Origin of the sequence: Pseudoalteromonas sp. S1727 (genome assembly GCF_005886375.1) — a bacterium.
GTDB lineage: Bacteria > Pseudomonadota > Gammaproteobacteria > Enterobacterales > Alteromonadaceae > Pseudoalteromonas > Pseudoalteromonas haloplanktis.
The window spans coordinates 47,831-64,817 of record NZ_PNDT01000005.1 but is presented as its reverse complement, the minus strand read 5'-3'; the positions used below and the strand labels follow the sequence as shown (position 1 = coordinate 64,817).

15 protein-coding genes and 1 riboswitch are annotated in these 16,987 nt (G+C 40.5%); of the genes, 8 read left to right on the top strand and 7 right to left on the bottom strand.

The window, feature by feature from the left end; translation table 11 throughout:
• Positions 1 to 39 precede the first annotated feature (39 nt).
• The 4 genes from argH to CWB85_RS00970 all read left to right on the top strand — a co-directional run bounded on the left by argH (position 40) and on the right by CWB85_RS00970 (position 3,432).
• Positions 40 to 1,905 (top strand): argininosuccinate lyase, encoded by a 1,866-nt coding sequence (gene argH, locus CWB85_RS00985; RefSeq protein WP_016708323.1) that lies wholly within the window; start codon positions 40 to 42, stop codon positions 1,903 to 1,905.
• Between the two features lie 270 nt (positions 1,906 to 2,175).
• The gene (locus CWB85_RS00980; RefSeq protein ID WP_016708322.1) at positions 2,176 to 2,385 is read left to right on the top strand and encodes a hypothetical protein; all 210 of its coding nucleotides are present in this window, start codon (positions 2,176 to 2,178) and stop codon (positions 2,383 to 2,385) included.
• A gap of 16 nt (positions 2,386 to 2,401) precedes the next feature.
• Complete coding sequence (locus CWB85_RS00975; protein ID WP_016708321.1) at positions 2,402 to 2,935, top strand: hypothetical protein; 534 nt, start codon at positions 2,402 to 2,404, stop codon at positions 2,933 to 2,935.
• A gap of 131 nt (positions 2,936 to 3,066) precedes the next feature.
• The gene (locus tag CWB85_RS00970) at positions 3,067 to 3,432 is read left to right on the top strand and encodes a hypothetical protein (protein ID WP_171038967.1); all 366 of its coding nucleotides are present in this window, start codon (positions 3,067 to 3,069) and stop codon (positions 3,430 to 3,432) included.
• A gap of 25 nt (positions 3,433 to 3,457) precedes the next feature.
• Here CWB85_RS00970 and CWB85_RS00965 read toward each other — a convergent pair whose 3' ends face one another.
• Positions 3,458 to 4,852: a capsule assembly Wzi family protein gene (locus CWB85_RS00965; protein ID WP_138553829.1), complete on the bottom strand. Its 1,395-nt coding sequence runs from the start codon at positions 4,850 to 4,852 to the stop codon at positions 3,458 to 3,460.
• Positions 4,849 to 5,331 carry a pantetheine-phosphate adenylyltransferase gene (coaD, locus tag CWB85_RS00960; protein WP_016708318.1) on the bottom strand — a complete coding sequence of 161 codons (483 nt, stop codon included), beginning with the start codon at positions 5,329 to 5,331 and terminating at the stop codon, positions 4,849 to 4,851. The genes CWB85_RS00965 and coaD overlap by 4 nt, the downstream gene beginning before the upstream one ends.
• A 249-nt stretch (positions 5,332 to 5,580) precedes the next feature.
• Between coaD and CWB85_RS00955 the strand changes: the two genes are divergently transcribed.
• Both CWB85_RS00955 and thiI read left to right on the top strand, forming a co-directional pair.
• Positions 5,581 to 6,234, top strand: a complete 654-nt coding sequence (locus tag CWB85_RS00955) for a TetR/AcrR family transcriptional regulator (protein ID WP_016708317.1) — start codon at positions 5,581 to 5,583, stop codon at positions 6,232 to 6,234.
• 102 nt (positions 6,235 to 6,336) lie between these two features.
• A complete protein-coding gene (thiI, locus tag CWB85_RS00950) occupies positions 6,337 to 7,794 on the top strand; it encodes a tRNA uracil 4-sulfurtransferase ThiI (protein WP_016708316.1) in 1,458 nt (485 codons plus the stop codon).
• Positions 7,795 to 7,825: 31 nt separating this feature from the next.
• Here thiI and CWB85_RS00945 read toward each other — a convergent pair whose 3' ends face one another.
• Both CWB85_RS00945 and CWB85_RS00940 read right to left on the bottom strand, forming a co-directional pair.
• Entirely contained in the window at positions 7,826 to 8,734 is a 909-nt protein-coding gene (locus CWB85_RS00945; RefSeq protein ID WP_138553828.1) for a ketopantoate reductase family protein, read from the bottom strand.
• On the bottom strand, positions 8,727 to 9,077 hold the full coding sequence (locus CWB85_RS00940; RefSeq protein WP_016708314.1) for a VanZ family protein: 351 nt from the start codon (positions 9,075 to 9,077) through the stop codon (positions 8,727 to 8,729). The genes CWB85_RS00945 and CWB85_RS00940 overlap by 8 nt, the downstream gene beginning before the upstream one ends.
• A gap of 154 nt (positions 9,078 to 9,231) precedes the next feature.
• Here CWB85_RS00940 and CWB85_RS00935 point away from each other — a divergent pair, with 154 nt between their 5' ends.
• Together CWB85_RS00935 and CWB85_RS00930 are read left to right on the top strand one after the other, a co-directional pair.
• A complete protein-coding gene (locus CWB85_RS00935; protein ID WP_016708313.1) occupies positions 9,232 to 9,714 on the top strand; it encodes a YajQ family cyclic di-GMP-binding protein in 483 nt (160 codons plus the stop codon).
• A 211-nt stretch (positions 9,715 to 9,925) separates the two neighbouring features.
• Positions 9,926 to 10,092: riboswitch (cobalamin riboswitch) on the top strand.
• A 34-nt stretch (positions 10,093 to 10,126) separates the two neighbouring features.
• Positions 10,127 to 11,974, top strand: a complete 1,848-nt coding sequence (locus CWB85_RS00930) for a TonB-dependent receptor domain-containing protein (protein WP_138553827.1) — start codon at positions 10,127 to 10,129, stop codon at positions 11,972 to 11,974.
• Between the two features lie 92 nt (positions 11,975 to 12,066).
• On the opposite strand, the gene msrA is transcribed toward CWB85_RS00930, so the two are convergent.
• The 3 genes from msrA to CWB85_RS00915 form a co-directional block, all read right to left on the bottom strand.
• Entirely contained in the window at positions 12,067 to 12,603 is a 537-nt protein-coding gene (gene msrA / locus CWB85_RS00925) for a peptide-methionine (S)-S-oxide reductase MsrA (RefSeq protein ID WP_016708311.1), read from the bottom strand.
• Between the two features lie 138 nt (positions 12,604 to 12,741).
• Positions 12,742 to 15,840: an efflux RND transporter permease subunit gene (locus CWB85_RS00920; protein WP_138553826.1), complete on the bottom strand. Its 3,099-nt coding sequence runs from the start codon at positions 15,838 to 15,840 to the stop codon at positions 12,742 to 12,744.
• A 3-nt stretch (positions 15,841 to 15,843) separates the two neighbouring features.
• On the bottom strand, positions 15,844 to 16,896 hold the full coding sequence (locus tag CWB85_RS00915; protein WP_138553825.1) for an efflux RND transporter periplasmic adaptor subunit: 1,053 nt from the start codon (positions 16,894 to 16,896) through the stop codon (positions 15,844 to 15,846).
• Positions 16,897 to 16,987 lie beyond the last annotated feature (91 nt).

Below are 16,987 nucleotides of genomic sequence, written 5' to 3'. Positions count from 1 at the left end.
GTCAACAAGCGGGGCAATTTCAGGGTTTGGAGATATTTCATGGCATTATGGGGCGGACGTTTTTCTACGGGTCCAGATGAGGCGTTTAAACAATTTAACGACTCACTTCCCTTCGATTATCAACTCGCAGAGCAAGACATTGTTGGCTCTGTTGCGTGGGCAGGTGCTCTTAAGCAAGTTGATGTACTAACAAGTGATGAGCATCAATCGCTCGTGGCTGCATTATATGAATTACTCGATGAAGTAAAAGCGGATCCACAAGCTGTGGCAACGTCAGGCGCTGAAGATATTCATTCACATGTTGAAGCTGCTTTAATTGAAAAAGTAGGCGATCTTGCTAAAAAATTACACACCGGGCGTAGCCGTAACGACCAAGTTGCAACCGATTTTAGATTATGGTGTCGTGATACTGCGGATCATCTTTTAGAAGCGTTAGGGCAATTAAAAGGTGAGTTTATTGCGTTGGCAGAGCGTGAGCTGGGTACAATTTTACCAGGTTATACTCATTTGCAACGTGCACAGCCATTATTATTTAGCCACTGGTGTATGGCATACGTTGAAATGCTTGAGCGTGATGAAAGTCGCTTAGCGGATGCGAAGGCACGGATGAATTTTTGTCCGCTTGGCAGTGGTGCACTTGCTGGCACTGCGTACCCAATTGATCGGCAAGCACTTGCCGTTGGGCTAGGTTTTACCGCTGCTACTAAAAATAGTTTAGATGCCGTATCAGATCGTGACTTTGTTGTTGAGCTATTAAGTTGTGCGTCTATCTCCATGATTCATTTATCTCGCATGGCAGAAGATTTAATTTTTTATAACTCGGGTGAAGCTGGTTTTATTGAATTGGCAGATAATGTCACTTCGGGCTCATCATTGATGCCGCAAAAGAAAAACCCAGATGCACTAGAGCTTATTCGTGGCAAAACGGGCCGAGTATTTGGCTCATTTAGCGCTATGATGATGACGTTGAAAGCCTTGCCATTGGCCTATAACAAAGATATGCAAGAAGATAAAGAAGGCTTGTTTGACGCTATGCCAACTTGGCTTGCTTGTATTCATATGGCGCAAGCATGTATTAAAGGCGTGAAAGTTAATGGCGAACGTACGCTTGCAGCAGCTAAAGGTGGTCATTCAAATGCGACCGAATTGGCTGACTATCTAGTTGCTAAAGGTATTCCTTTTAGAGAAGGTCATCATATCGTTGGCGTACTGGTACAAATGGCTATTGCGCAAGGGAATAACTTAGAAGATTTAAGTTTAGAACAATTTAAGTCTGTGCATAGTATTTTTGAACAAGATGTATATCCTGTATTAGAAATAGACGCGTGTCTAAAAGCACGTCAAGCACTTGGTGGTACATCTTTAGAGCAAGTAACTATTGCTGTCAAAGATGCCAAAAAAAAACAGCAAATAACGGTTCGTGACGCCAATCTTGATGATGTTGAGTCGATAGCTAAGCTAATCCAGCACTGGGCTACTGTAGGTGAAAACTTACCGCGAGCTAAAAGTGATATGGTGCACTCAATTAATGAGTTCGCTGTGACAGAAGTTGCTGGAAAGGTTTCAGGCTGTGCGTCGCTTTATATTTATGATACTGGCCTTGCTGAAATTCGTTCGCTTGGTATAGATCCTGATACAGGAATTACTGGGCAAGGCCGCCAATTGGTTGAACACTTATTAGTTAAAGCCAAAAAATTGGCACTTAATCGCATCATCGTTTTGACGCGAGTACCTGATTTCTTTGAAAAACAAGGTTTCACATTCTGTACTAAAGACAGCTTACCTGAAAAGGTAATGAAAGATTGTGAACTATGTTTACGCAGAGACAATTGTGATGAAGTCGCAATGGAATTTATTTTGAAGCCAAGTCGGAATACGGAGATCCCGTGTAAAAACGTAGCTTAAAATCCCTGGATGTAAAAAACGTACGGTTACCCCTGTGCGTTTTTTTATGTCCAAATTCATCTGGTATGACCTGTTGGTTTGTTTTTTGTACGAATAAGGATCAAAATAGATCGTTTATAAAAATGTTGGATCGGTAATTGCTTTATATAAAGTGTAAGGTGGCTCAGCGTGAGTTCATCTTTAAAAGCGCCAAAAAATAATCAGAGCGCTAAAGCAACTGTAACTTACTAACTAGTTACTAATTCAACATTTATTGAAAGGATCAATCTCATGCAAATTACTGCAAACAGCCAGCTACAAATGCAAGCATACAACTCTATGCAACAATCAAAGCCAGCACTTGAACAAAGCGCTAGTAATAAAACCCTACAATCTGATACAGTGTCTATATCTAATGAGGCTTTGCTAGCATCAAAAGGCGAAGCTGAAATTCAACGTGGCGGGATTATTGTCTTAGATCCAGATAAGCGCCCAAAATAATAGCAATGAGTTATAGATGTATTTAACAGAACATTTCGGACTTTCGTTATCAGCGTTGGTTGTTTGGGGGTTGATGATGGCCTTCTTTTTTAATCTCTTTCTATGGATTGCAGATTTAAAAAGAAATAATGTTCTGTTGCTCTCTTCTTTTATTGTATTCTTGTCTTACTTTATAAGTGATCATTTATTCACGTGGTTTGCTAATTCGAATGTTTATCTTAATTGGGCTATTTACGATATCATAACAATAACACTAATAACTATTAGTGCTCATTTCGTAAAAAACAATTGCAAGCCCCCAGCATTTTTCTATGTTATTTTTGTTTTAAGTGTTAATACAATCTTGTCGTCTTTGATGTATTATGATTTGCGAATTGCAGGAAATACTACTCCATGGGTGCTGTGGGATATATATTCTTTTGGTGTTTATTTCCTCGACTTTACGATGATTGTAGCTCTAATTGTCGATCGGGATATTTTAGGTTTGATTAGGCTTAAAAATGGAATTAAAGCATTATTTAAAGGACAACAAATAAGACATTCTCTTTAGCGTTTATGTATATAAACGACATTATAGGCCCTTATATCGGTGTTTTTATCGAGTGGGGCTTTCTAATGGTTTTTTTGTACAACCTAGTGTTGTATATAAATAATCCAAATAAAAGTATCGTAATACTTTCTATGATGATGGCTATTTCTTATGTAATTAGCGATCTCTTTCCTGTTGTGTCGCCAAATTATTTAAACTGGCTGGTATATGATCTTCTCACCATTGTGGCTATAGGCTTATGGATCAAACATAAAAGAATCAGCTCGTTTCCAGCTATTTGCTATGTTGTTTGTGGGCTAAGCTTAAATGCCTTGATAATGGCTGCTATTTATTACGATTTGTGTATTCGTTTAAATGTAGAGTATTGGTGGCTTTGGCCTGTTTATTCTTTTGGTGTCAATCTGGTGGATATTATGATGATCACGGCCTTAGTCTTAAATAAAGACTACTTAGGGCTAATGAGGTTGTTACGAAAAGCAGGTTTACTAAAGGCCTAAATAAATATTAAGCCTTTAGTGGAGCTTAAAATCGATATTCCCAACTGGTTTTTAATGCGCTGTTAGTCTCAGATTCGTCACTCAATTCGTCTTTATACACAGAGCCACTGATTTTCCACAAACCATTAAAAATAGCCTGTTGATAGCCAAGTTCTAATTGCAGACGATCAAATGTTTGCGGTGTGTCTATTAGGCCGAGCATGTCACTTTGTGACCAACGTAACTTCGCATAACCGGCATAACCATTCATAGTATGGTAATAGGCACCTAATACGGCTGATTTACTTTGCAGCGGCGTTGCAGAGCCAATTAAGCGATCTTTATGATTATAGGCTTGGGCATAGTTGGTAAAGCTCTCATTAGCCTCATTACAGCTAAGTTGGGCTGTACAATCTTGTTGGGTATTTGAATATTCAAAATAAGTTTTTAATAACTGTTTTTGATCACCAAAAAAACTTTCTACACCTAGGGTATAAAAAGGATCACTGGGTGCTACACCACTGTCATTTTTACCCATTAGCTCAGTATAAAAAGCAACGGGTTGATTGCCGATGCTGATCGAGTACTTAGCATCTAAACTGGTTAATCGTTGTTTAGTTGTTATTAGTTCAAGCGAGTTGGGGTCTTTTACTGTGCTGGTTAAATAGTCAGAGCCCGCTGAGCTAAATGCAATCTCAAGCCCTGCAAGTGGAGTGCTGGCAAAGCGTAAAGCCCAATAGTCACCTTTTTCACTGCTATCTAAATATGGCTTTTGTTTGGCGTATATTCCAGTTAATTGCCAGTTGCCAATAAAGGATAGCCAGCTTGGCCCCACATAGTGTGTGTTGGCGCGGTTTATTCGTAGACCTTTCATTGGTGATGCGTTATTTGAAAGCAGCAAGGCATTATCGTTGCTAGGCCCCCACCAATGGCTGACTTGCTCGGCACTGACAGACCAATTACCCATTAATACAGCCAAATAACTGCCGTGATAATTTGTGTACTCATCCTCCAGTGCGTCATCAGCGTAATTTACACTTACTTTGGCGCTAACGCGGTTGCCAGTTATGGCACCATAGCTATTGATCCCACTTTGTTGTTGATCGCGTTTACCAAAGCTCTGCTGTAGCTCAGGATCGCTATTGTAATTAACCCTAACACCGGAACTGGTGCTTTGTTTGGCATTCTCTAATGCGTGCTTTACATGCTGATAAGCAAATTGGCTTTGCGCTGCTAGCGAACCGGCTTCAATTGTATTTAAATCTCTAGCAATACCTTGCCACATCAATGGATAGCTATTAATTGGTTGCTTAATGATGCCTTGATTAAACAACATTTCAATTGATGCGCGTAGTAATGGATCATCACTTTCAATCCAAGGGGTTGCAAATGCAGGTGCAGCGCTGATAGCTAGCAGACTTAGATAGGCATTTAACTTCATCCGTGTAACTTTTCCTGTAATGCTTTTACAACAATGGGGTGTACAAACTCACTGACATCGCCTTTATGACGAGCAACTTCTTTCACTAATGTTGAAGAAATGAATGAATTTTTCTCAGCTGGGGTTAAAAATACACTTTCTAAATCAGGGTTAAGGCGGCGGTTCATATTGGCAAGCTGAAATTCATAATCAAAATCAGACACCGCACGAATACCTCTTATCAGTACATTGGCATTATGATCGCGTGCTAAATCAGCCAGTAATCCGGAAAAGCCAATAACACTAACGTTATCTATGTGGGTCAGTAAACTATTAGCAAGTGCGACACGTTCATCTAAGCTAAAACAAGGTTGTTTACTAGGGTTATGAGCGATTGCAACAATTACTGTGTCGAACATTTTTGCTGCCCGCTGGATCAAATCTGTGTGTCCATTCGTTAATGGATCAAAGGTGCCTGGGTAAATTGCGGTGACTTTCATAAATATCGGCTTAGTGTTATTTGGGCTGTCATATTACCAGTCTTTGTTGTCTAGATCAGCCTGCAAATTGCGACTGCACAGCTTCGATTGTAAATGAGTTAATTTCATTTATAAGCAACAACTACGAATTATGGGTTAGAAATTTTCAAGGTGGTATTTTATTGGATTATATTTGTATATACTGCGCGGCTAATAATACTGAGTGAATTCTGAGCATTTACTTAATTAAAACAACCAGAGCAGCAGGATATGAGTACCAAGGATAAAATTATTAAAACTAGCATCATGCTATTTAATCAACACGGTGAGCGTGCAATTACGACCAACCATATCGCTTCTCATATGGGGATCAGTCCCGGTAATCTTTATTACCACTTTAAAAATAAAGAAGACATTATTCGTCATATTTTTGCTTTATACAGCCAGCATTTACACACTCAATTTGTGCCTATGGCCAAGCATGATGAAGCACTGACACACTTAACTGGGTACCTTGATGCCTTATTTGAATTGATGTGGCGTTTTCATTTTTTCTATGACAACTTGGGAGATATTTTATCTCGTGATGAAGTACTGAAAAAAGACTACATTGAATTTCAAGCGGCTTTGCTAAGCCAAGTTCGTGAAATTGTGATTGGTTTACGTGAAGGTGGCATGATCACGATTGATGATGAGGATGCCATTGAACTTGCTCACATGTTAAAAATCACGGTAAGCTTTTGGACACCTTATATTAAAGCGAGACGCTTAAGCGGTGAGCTCATGCAGCAAGATATTTATAACGGTATTTTGAAAGTATTAGCACTTTTTAAAGCGTTTGGCACAGAGCAAAGCATCCCACAAATTAACCTATTACGTGAGAAATATAGCGCGCTCGCTGCGCAGACAGAGCCTGCCAGCTAAGCATTGGCTTTTGTTTATTTCCTAGACGTTAGATTTTTTGCTATAATCGCGCGCCCAACACGTGGGTGCGTGAATCCTTAAATATTGTCTAACGAGTAAACTATGCTTAAATTTATCGTCAAACTCCATCCTGAAATAGCCATTAAAAGCCGCTCTGTGCGTAAACGTTTTACTAAGTTGTTAGAAAATAACATTAAAATTGTATTACGTAAGATTGACGAAAAAGTACAAGTACAGAACAACTGGGACAATATATCGGTTGTAACTAAATCTGATGACGCACAAACGCGCCTTGATTTTATTAATGGCCTGCAACGCATCCCCGGTATAGTGCAATTTATTGAGGTGACCGAAACTCGTTACGAAAACCTGCATGATATTTACGAAAAAGCGCTCGATATGATTGGTCACACTGTAGTGGGGAAAACATTTTGTGTGCGTTGTAAGCGCCAAGGTAATCATGATTTTACTTCTACCGATGTTGAGCGCTATGTTGGCGGCGGTTTGAATCAGCATGTAGAAGGTGCAAGCGTCAGATTAAAAAATCCTGAAGTCGTTATTCGTCTTGAAATAAAAGATGATAAAGCGTATATCGTCACGCATACTCATCTTGGTATGGCGGGGTTCCCATTACCTACTCAAGAAGATGTACTTTCGTTAATGTCAGGTGGCTTTGACTCAGGCGTTGCCAGCTATCAAATGATCCGCAAAGGCGCACGTACTCACTTTTTGTTTTTTAACCTCGGTGGTGCGGCGCACGAAATCGGTGTTAAACAAGCCAGCTATTATATTTGGAAGCAGTTTAGCTCAACGCACAAAGTTAAATTTATCAGTGTTGACTTTGAACCCGTTGTTGCCGAAATCCTAGAGAATGTTGAAAACAGCCAAATGGGCGTGATCTTAAAACGTATGATGATGCGTGCTGGTAGCAAAATTGCTGAAAAAATGGGGATCCAAGCCTTGGTTACCGGTGAGAGTCTTGGTCAGGTATCAAGCCAAACATTAGCCAACTTAAGCGTGATTGACCGTGTTACTGAAACACTGATATTACGCCCGCTCATTCAGCATGATAAGCAAGAGATTATCGATATTGCCCGCAGAATTGGCACGGCAGAAATGGCTGAAACCATGCCTGAGTATTGTGGTGTGATCTCTAAAAAGCCTACTGTTAAAGCGAAAGTTGCGGTAGTAGAAGCTGAAGAACAAAAATTTGATTTTGATGTGCTGGATACGGTAGTTGAAAATGCGCGTATTATGGATGTACGTGACATTGATGTTGAAGCAAAACAAGAGCTTAAAGAAGCTGAATCGGTTTCAGATTTACCAGCTGATGCGGTGGTTGTTGATATTCGCTCCCCAGAAGAAGAAGACGCCAGCCCCCTTGAAATTGACGGGATTGAAGTTGTACATTTACCGTTTTTCCGCCTTGCCACAAAGTTTGGTGATTTGCCGCAGGATAAGGATTACTACTTATATTGTGCTAAAGGGGTCATGAGTCAGCTACAGGCGCTTATTTTACATGAAAATGGCTTTGCCAATGTAAAAGTATATCGCCCATAAATTGGTTGATAGGATTGTTGGAAAGCGCGAGTTAAATCGCGCTTTTTTTATGCCTGATCGCATCAACAAGCGATTGATTATGAGGTGTACTGATACCGAGTTGCTGGCCTTGTTGACAAATATAACCACACATAGCATCAATTTCAGTCATACGGCTATGAGCGATATCTTGGTGCATAGATGAATAATTGTCTTTGGTGTCACTCATTACTTGGTAGGCGTTTGCTAATGCATCGGCTAGCTGCACATTGACCCCTAATAAGTTGGCTACATGACAGGCTTCATTCAAGACATTTACAATTTTTCCACTAAATTGTGGTGCTGTAAGTGCGCCATTTTTTACATTATGTAAAGCTGTAAGTGGGTTGATTGCAATGTTCACTAACAGCTTCTGCCAGCGTAATAGAGCAATGTGCTCACTAAAGCTGATATTGGGTAAACCTTGTAGTTGTTGCATTACATCTTGGTAGCGAGCAGCAGCTACTGCATTACAACTGCCCAAGACACTTTCGCCGTTGCCGGTATGAGTGACGGTAGTCGGTGTGATTTTAAAGCCAGCTAATCGAGTTGTTAAAAAAAACAGGGCTTGCTGGCTTTGTAATTGGCGTTGTAGTGGTGCAAGGTTACTCAAGCCATTATGAGATAATACAATACTACACTGCGCAGAAAAGTAAGGTTTCAGCTGCTTAAAAGCATCGCTTACTTGGTAGGCTTTAACTGCAAAAATCACCATATCAATCGGTTGATGAGCTAATTCAGGTAATTGTTGAGTGGTTAATACCTTTGCTGTTATACGGTGTTGTTGCTGATTTTGTTGGTAATAATATTTGTTTTGGCGGCAGCCACGTCTAGTGACAATAGTAAGTTGATTGCCTGTACTTAAAAAGTGGCTATATAGTAGGCCAATTGCCCCATCACCAACAATAACAATATTAGCCATGATTTGGTTTTGTACCAATATGGAACATTAACTTAATGGCAAAGTAGCTCGCAGCACCGGCAAAATCAGCAATAAAGTCGGCAACGGATGCTTGGCGATACGGTAGCATATCTTGCATTATTTCAATTGCAGCGCCATAGCTTGCTAGCAACAAAATTTGCATAAGTAGCGGGATTTTGAATGCTTTATCCATCACCACGGCAAGAATAAAGAAAATGCCAAAATGTGCTACTTTATCAACATGCGGAAATAAGTTTGCAGCACCTTTAATTTCCTTGGCAAACAAAAAAGTAAACGCCACTATACTCACTAAAAATAGTGCTTGGTAAACACGCCGAGTCACGATAAATCCTAAAATCGTTTAAAAACAGAGCCGCAGTATATCAAACAAATTTCGTATCGCACCTGAACAAAGTGCATAAAAATGTAAAGATTTTTAAAATAGGCGTTATAATCTCCCTCATATTAATTTTAAAAAATCTTGTTAGGAGAGACCCATGCCTTCATTTGATATTGTTTCAGAAGTGGAAATGAACGAAGCAAAGAATGCGGTAGATAATGCTAACCGTGAACTAGAAACCCGTTTTGACTTTAGAGGTGTAGATGCATCGATTGAACTTAACGACAAAACGATTAAATTAAAGGCAGAAGCTGATTCACAGGTTATGCAGTTGTTTGATATTTTAGCAAGTAAAATATCAAAACGCGGTATGGATGTAGCTAGCTTAGAGCTACAAGATATTTCTCGTGCAGGTAAAAATGTATTTCGTAATGTTGCATTAAAGCAAGGTATCGAAAAAGACGTAGCGAAAAAAGTAGTTAAAGCCATTAAAGACTCTAAAGTAAAAGTACAGGCAGCAATTCAAGGTGAAGAAGTACGCGTGACAGGTAAAAAGCGTGATGACTTACAAGAAGCAATGCAAGTTGTGCGTAATGCTGACCTTGGCCAGCCATTTCAGTTCAAAAACTTCCGCGATTAAAAGCTTAGCTGCGAGTAACGAGCTGCGAGCCCCGAGTTTATCCAGCTGCACTCTTTATTTTTGAAGATATTATTGAAGCCAAATGACTTTTTGTTGTTTGGCTTTTGTATTTTGGCACTTATGCTTGCTCGAAGTTCGAATATTTAGATGTATAGCCGTCCATTGACTTTTATCCCTAAAATAATCACAATAACCACCTATTTTTAAGGTGCTTGTAGTTACTTTTCAAGGTTGTTGATAGGTACAGCAAGATAATCGGGAAGTTGGTGATATTTGTAGGATACAAATACAATCCAACACTGCCCCCGCAACGGTGATACATAATATATACACGTATATTTGTTAAGTCCGGAGACCGGCCTTGAAGTCAATTTACTATCACTTGTGCGGTGGGCGCGGGTCAGGGGATATCATGTTAAACAAATCTACTTTAGGCGTAGCAATCGCTGCTGCGTTATCTTTTTCTGTGTCTGCAGAGCAATCAATTGAGCGTCTTACGATAACAGCTAACAAATTTGAGCAATCAATTACTGATACGCTAGCGACTGTTGATATTATTGATCGTATAGAAATCGAAAAGAATAATTATCGAGATTTACCATCGCTTCTAAACACTATTGCTGGTGTCGATGTTGTTCGCAATGGTGGCTTTGGTCAAAAAGCTGATGTATTTGTTCGTGGGGCCAGTGCAAAACATACACTAGTGTTAGTTGATGGCGTGCGTGTAAGTGATGCAAGTTCCGGTAGTGTATCATTAACCAATATTCCAGTTAATAGTATTGAACGCGTTGAAATTGTCAAAGGCGCAAGAGCGGCAATTTATGGTTCAGATGCAGTGGCAGGGGTTATCAATATAATTACCCGCCAAGCAAGTAAAAATACTGTGTCAGCCACATTAGGTAGTGATAATTATTCTAACTACCAAATAGCTGGCGGGCTTGTAAAAGATGCTATCACTTTTAATTATAACTTAGGTTATGAAGATACTGATGGTTATGATGTAACAGGTAAAGATCCATCATTAGCAGTGACAAAAGATCATGATGATGACGGTTACACTAATAAAAACATTGGCTTTAACTTGGCATATAGAACATTGAATGCAGGTGAATTTAGCTTACTTAGCCAGTATAGCGAAGGCCAAGGTGAGTATGATAATGCATGGGGTAATGACGCGTACGATTTTGAAAACTATATTGCAAAACTTGGCTGGAAAAAAAGCTCGGACGTATATACGCAAAGCGCATCAGTGAGTGTATCCCAAGAAGAAAATATTCAAACAGGGACTGATGATCAACAAATTTATAGCACAGAGCGTGTTGAGTTTGAATACAGTGGACTTTATACAGTAACAAAATCGTTAGATCTTACTGGTGGATTTAATTACTTAAATGAAGACTTATCTGCATCATCAGCTTCTTCATCTGAAGAAGAGCGCGATAATAATGCAGTGTTCGTTGGTGTATTTTATGATGATGAAACTTGGCTTGGTAACGCAGTTGTTAGAACTGATGATTACGAATTTCATGGCCGCGCAAATACTTACACAACAGGTGTAGGCTATAAGGCAAATCAATATCTTAGTGTACGCCTTAGTCACGGAACCGCATTTAGAGCACCATCGCTGATCAATGCCTTTGTCACGGATAGTCTTTGGTATGCCCCTAATAGTGATATTAAACCTGAAGAGTCAGTTAATAATGAGTTTGGTGTTACTTTAGATACAAAGTGGGGGCGTTACGATATCGCTATTTTCGACAACAACATTGATAACTTAATTGATAATAAATATGATGCTGAAATTGGTAAGTATGTAGCAACGAATATTGATAAAGTCTCTATGCAAGGTGTTGAGTTATCTGCTGATTTTGAAGGTTTGGGATTTCAACATAACATCAACCTTAGCTTCTTAGACGCTAAAGATGAAACAACCAATACAGATTTACCGCGCAGACCATCTGAAACATTTAATTACACCCTTGGCAAAAGCTGGGGTGATTTTGACGCTAATATCGCAATGCAATATCGCTCTTCACGTCCATCAATCGCTTATTATGATACTGAGTTGGCTGCTTATACAGTGTTCAATATAGCCGCAAATTATCAATTACTGGATGAGTTATCATTTCAGGCTCGAATTGAGAATATTACAGATAAAGAATACTTTACGGCAGGTACTGGTTTTGCCGCTAACGGTGACTTACTTGGTTACAATGCAGCTGGTAGACAGTTCTTTGTTGGCGCCAGTTACCAGTTTTAATCGCGTTTCAAACTAAATAAAAAAGCCCGACACCTTTTGTGCGTCGGGCTTTTTCGTACTGATATGAAAATATTATGTGGGCTGAGTTTTACTTAACTTATTAAAAACGCTTTGTAGTCTTTAGCAAATTTCTGCAGCTTAGGTGCAATCAATAAACTGCAATAACGCTGCTCTGGATTTTCGTTGTAATAGTCTTGATGGTATTGCTCTGCCGGGTAATAGGTGGTTGCAGGGCTCACTTCTGTGACGATTTTTTCGCGTATTTGGCTTTGTAATTTAGCAATGTAGTCAGTTGTTTGCGTCTGTTGCTCAGTATTATGGTAATAAACTACGCTGCGGTATTGCGTCCCCACGTCGTTGCCTTGGCGATTAAGCTGTGTGGCATCGTGTAGTGTAAAAAACATTGCGAGCAAGGTCTCAAAGCTTATCTGGCTGCTATCAAACTCGATATTAACTACTTCGGCATGGCCAGTAAGCCCTGTACATATTTGTTTATAGGTTGGATCTGTTGTTTCGCCACCGGTGTAACCAGAGCTTACATGGGTAACGCCTTTTACCCGTCTAAATGCGGCATCAATACACCAAAAACAGCCGCCACCAAAGGTAGCAGTTTCAATTGCTTTGCTCATATATGTACTCCTAAAAACGTTAAATTACGCAGATGTTCTAGCCTAGCAGAAGAACGGCTAAGACGGTGTTTTATTTCACGGATCAGAATGAGGAAAGGGAAAAGCGTTGCTGCATAGTGCAGCAACGCTAAAAGTTGCTTAAAGCTCTTTAAGTGGTTTTTCAGCTTCTTGCTGATTAAGTTTTTGTTGTAAAAACTCAGGTGATTGGGTGTTGCGAGCGAGCGCATAGTAGGCGGCAGGCACCACAAATAGTGTGAGTATGGTCGCAACAATCACGCCGGTAAATACAACTACACCGATTACCATTCGGCTTTCAGCACCAGGGCCTGATGCTAATACTAGCGGCACGGCGCTCATTACCGTGGTTAATGAAGTCATAATAATAGGGCGCAGTCGCATTGTTGCCGCTTGTAGTATTGCTTCACTAAACTCAACACCTTGGTCTCGCAGCTGATTGGTAAATTCAACAATCAAAATACCATTTTTAGCGCTGAGGCCAATTAACATGACAATACCAATTTGGCTGTAAATGTTTAAAGTAAGCCCTGTAGACCACAATCCAAACATCGCCCCCATTAACCCCAGAGGTACTGTTAACATAATAACAAATGGGTGTACAAAGCTCTCAAACTGCGCAGCTAATACTAAGAAGGTAACAGTAAGAGCTAAAACAAATACGTAGGTCATTGCTGAAGCACCTTCGTAGAATAATTGTGACTCACCTTTGTAATCAACCGCACCATCGATATCATTCTCTTGCGCGGCTACCTCATTTAAAAAGTTAAGTGCTTCTTCGAGTGTATAACCATCAGCAAGGTTGGCACTGAGTGTAATCGCGCGCATACGGTTATAACGGTTCAAACGTGATGCAGTGGCTTCTTCTTTTAGGCTGATCAAACTATCTAATGGCACTAGTTCACCACTGCGTGATTTTAAGTAGATATTTGAAATATCGGTTGGATCTGCAAAGTCAGCTTTAGTGCCTTTTAAGATCACATCGTATTCTTCACCGCGGTCGATAAACGTGGTTACTCGGCGCTGACCCAGCATTGTTTCAAGGGTGCGGCCTACATCAGAGACTGATACACCTAAATCAGCCGCTTTATTTTTATCTATACTGATCAAAAATTGTGGGAAAGTTTCTTTGTAATCATGATCGATTCGCACCAGACCTGGGTTTTCCTCTGCGCGTTTAATGATACGGTCGCGCCAATCGGCAAGTTGGTCATAATCGTTACCTTGTAGAACAAACTCGATAGGGCGAGAAGAACCACCACCGCCAATACCGCTGCGCATAATAGCGAATGTGCGTACATCGGTAACTTCGGCCATTTTGCCACTGATCTCATCCATGACTTGCCAGGTTGAGCGTTTACGTTCATCCCAGTCGGCCATGCCTACAATAGCAACACCGCCTGTGCCGCCCCAGCCAGGCACACGCACTAATACGCGGCTTAGCTCGCCAGACTCAGAGTAGGGCATTAAGCGTTCTTCTATTTTAGCCATATTTGCGGCGTTATTTTCGTAACTAGCACCTTCTGGGCCACTCATCATTAGGAAGAAGGTTCCGCGATCTTCTTTAGGGGTCAGCTCTGAAGGTGTTTGCTGAAATAATGCATAACTAACAAAACCCGCCAGTAGTAAGGTAATTGCTAAGCCACCTGAGCGAGTCATATTTGAGCGTAATGCGTTCTTATAGCTTTGTTCAATCTTGTCAAAAGTACGGTCCATCCATTGACTGAACTTGCCTTCTTTTGAAGAGGGTTTAAGGACTAATGAACACAGCGCAGGAGACAGTGTTAATGCGGTAATACTTGAGAAAAATACTGCCGCACTTACGGCCATAGCAAACTCAGTAAATAAAGCACCAATACGACCATCCATAAATACTAAGGGTACAAATACTGAGATCAATACAAGCGTAGTGGCAACAATCGCAAAACCAACTTCTCGAGCACCGCGATACGCTGCCAATAATGCAGGCTCGCCTAACTCAATGCGGCGGTGGATGTTCTCTAGCATTACAATCGCATCATCAACCACTAAACCAATCGCTAATACTAAGGCAAGTAAGGTTAATAAGTTAATTGAATAGCCCATTGCCAGTAAGAACATAAAGCTGCCCACTAGCGCAACAGGTACTGTTACTGCGGGGATCAACGTTGCGCGAATATTTCCTAAAAATAAGAAAATAATTAGCACCACTAAGGCCATAGAAATCGCCAGTGTACTGTACACTTCGTTTATTGATTCTTTAATAAAGATTGATGAATCATAGCTGTCTTGAATGGTCGTGCCTTCTGGCAAGTTACGTTTGATTTTTTCAAGTTCAGCGCGGGCGTTATCAACCACGGTTAACGTATTAGCTTTTGCTTGTTTTACAATACCTAGGCCTACCATGTTACGGCCGTTACCACGGAATAAGCTTTCATCATCAGCGGCTTCAAGGTGTACGTCGGCTACTTCACCAAGGCGTACCAAATAACCATCGTCGCCACGTTTAATGACAAGGTTTTGAAAGTCACGTTGCTCTTTATAGCTACGGGCAGTTCGCACAGTAAAATCACGGTCGATAGATTCAATTTCACCCGCTGGTAATTCTACGTTTTCTGTACGCAGGGTGTTTTCGATATCGCTACTGGTAATGCCACGCGCCGCCATCGCTTGGCGGTTGAGCCAGATTTTCATCGCGTACTTGCGTTCACCACCAACACGAACATTCGATACACCATCAACAACAGCTAAGCGGTCTACAATAAAGCGCTGTGCATAATCAGAAAGCTGTAGCGAGTTCATGGTGTCACTGTTAAGTAAAAACCATGCTATAGGGCTTTCATCGCTGTTTGATTTTGACACTTCGGGTGGGCGTACTTGTTCAGGTAAGCTGTCAAGAGCACGGGCGACACGTTCGCGTACATCGTTTGATGCAGCATCAATATCACGGTTTATATTAAACTCAATCGTGATATTAGAGCGACCATTACGACTCGATGAATTAATACTCTTAATGCCCTCAATACCAGAGATACGGTTTTCAAGTACTTGGGTTATTTTAGTTTCAATTATCTCGGCTGACGCACCTGTGTATTCAGTGCTCACACTGACAATGGGTGATTCAATATCAGGATATTCACGCAGCGGTAACATGGAAAATGCGACTAAACCAAAGGTTAGCAGCAATAAGTTTATTACGATCGCAAAAACCGGGCGTTTAACACTTGTATCAGTAATTTTCACGGTCTACCCCTTTACAGTAACTTTGCTACCAGAACGAATTTTAATAATTCCTTCTGTAACAACGAGCTGACCATTACTAATTCCTGAGTCAATAGCTACCCAACCGTTATGGCGACCTGCAACATGAACTTCTACTTTGGTGGCTATACCATCTTCAATTTGGAACACATAATGTTTATCCTGCTGTGGTATAACCGCTTTTTCTGGCACAATCATGGCTTGGTTTGAGCTTAGTTGTAAAGCGGTGTTCAGCAGCATACCCGGGCGTAATAAGCCGCTTTTATTAGCAAAACTCGCGGTTACTTCAACACTGCGAGTAATCGCATCAATACGTGCGCTTACATGGGTGACTTTACCGGTAAACGTTTTTTCTGGATAAGCGTCATTTTGGGTCATAACTTTCATGCCCACGTTTAATTGCGCTAAGTATTTCTCCGGTACTTTAAAGTCGACTTTGATTATGCTGATATCATCTAGGCTAGTAATTATGGTGCTATTATTTACATAAGCACCAATTGAAATTTGACGCTTACCTAAAATACCTGAAAAAGGGGCTGTAATCGTCATTTCAGTTAGTTTTGTTTTGGCATTCTCAAGTTGTGCTTCGGTTGCATCAACACGAGAAAGTTGTTCTTCTAACAGTGACTTTGCGGTTGCCTGTGAGCGAGAAAGCTCTGTTAAACGTTCCAGTTGACGTTTTTCTTCACGCAAGTTGATAGCCAATTCTTTTACGGTTAATTCTTCTTGCAGTGATTGTAACTGCACTAGCTTTTGGCCTTTACTGACTAAGTCGCCATCTTTAAAATAGATATCAGTAACATAGTCATTTTGTGCGCTTTTAATATAAATTGCTTGATTCGCACGCGCGCTGCCGATAGCCTCAATGAGGACAGCATTTTCTTCGCTTGCCACCGTATGAGCCGTTACTTGAGTTGCACTTGCAGTAAAGTCTGATTGTTCACCTTGACTACTTGGCAAGTAAAGGTAAACACATAGCCCTAAAAGCAGGGTAATGATAAATGGAAATAGCGCTTTGCCAGATTGCTTTGAATACATTTTAAGAGTACCGGAAAATTAATTGCCTCTAGTGTACAAAATAACAGCGTGAAATAGCTGTCGCGTATCTCATAAATTTGTCGGTTAGGCG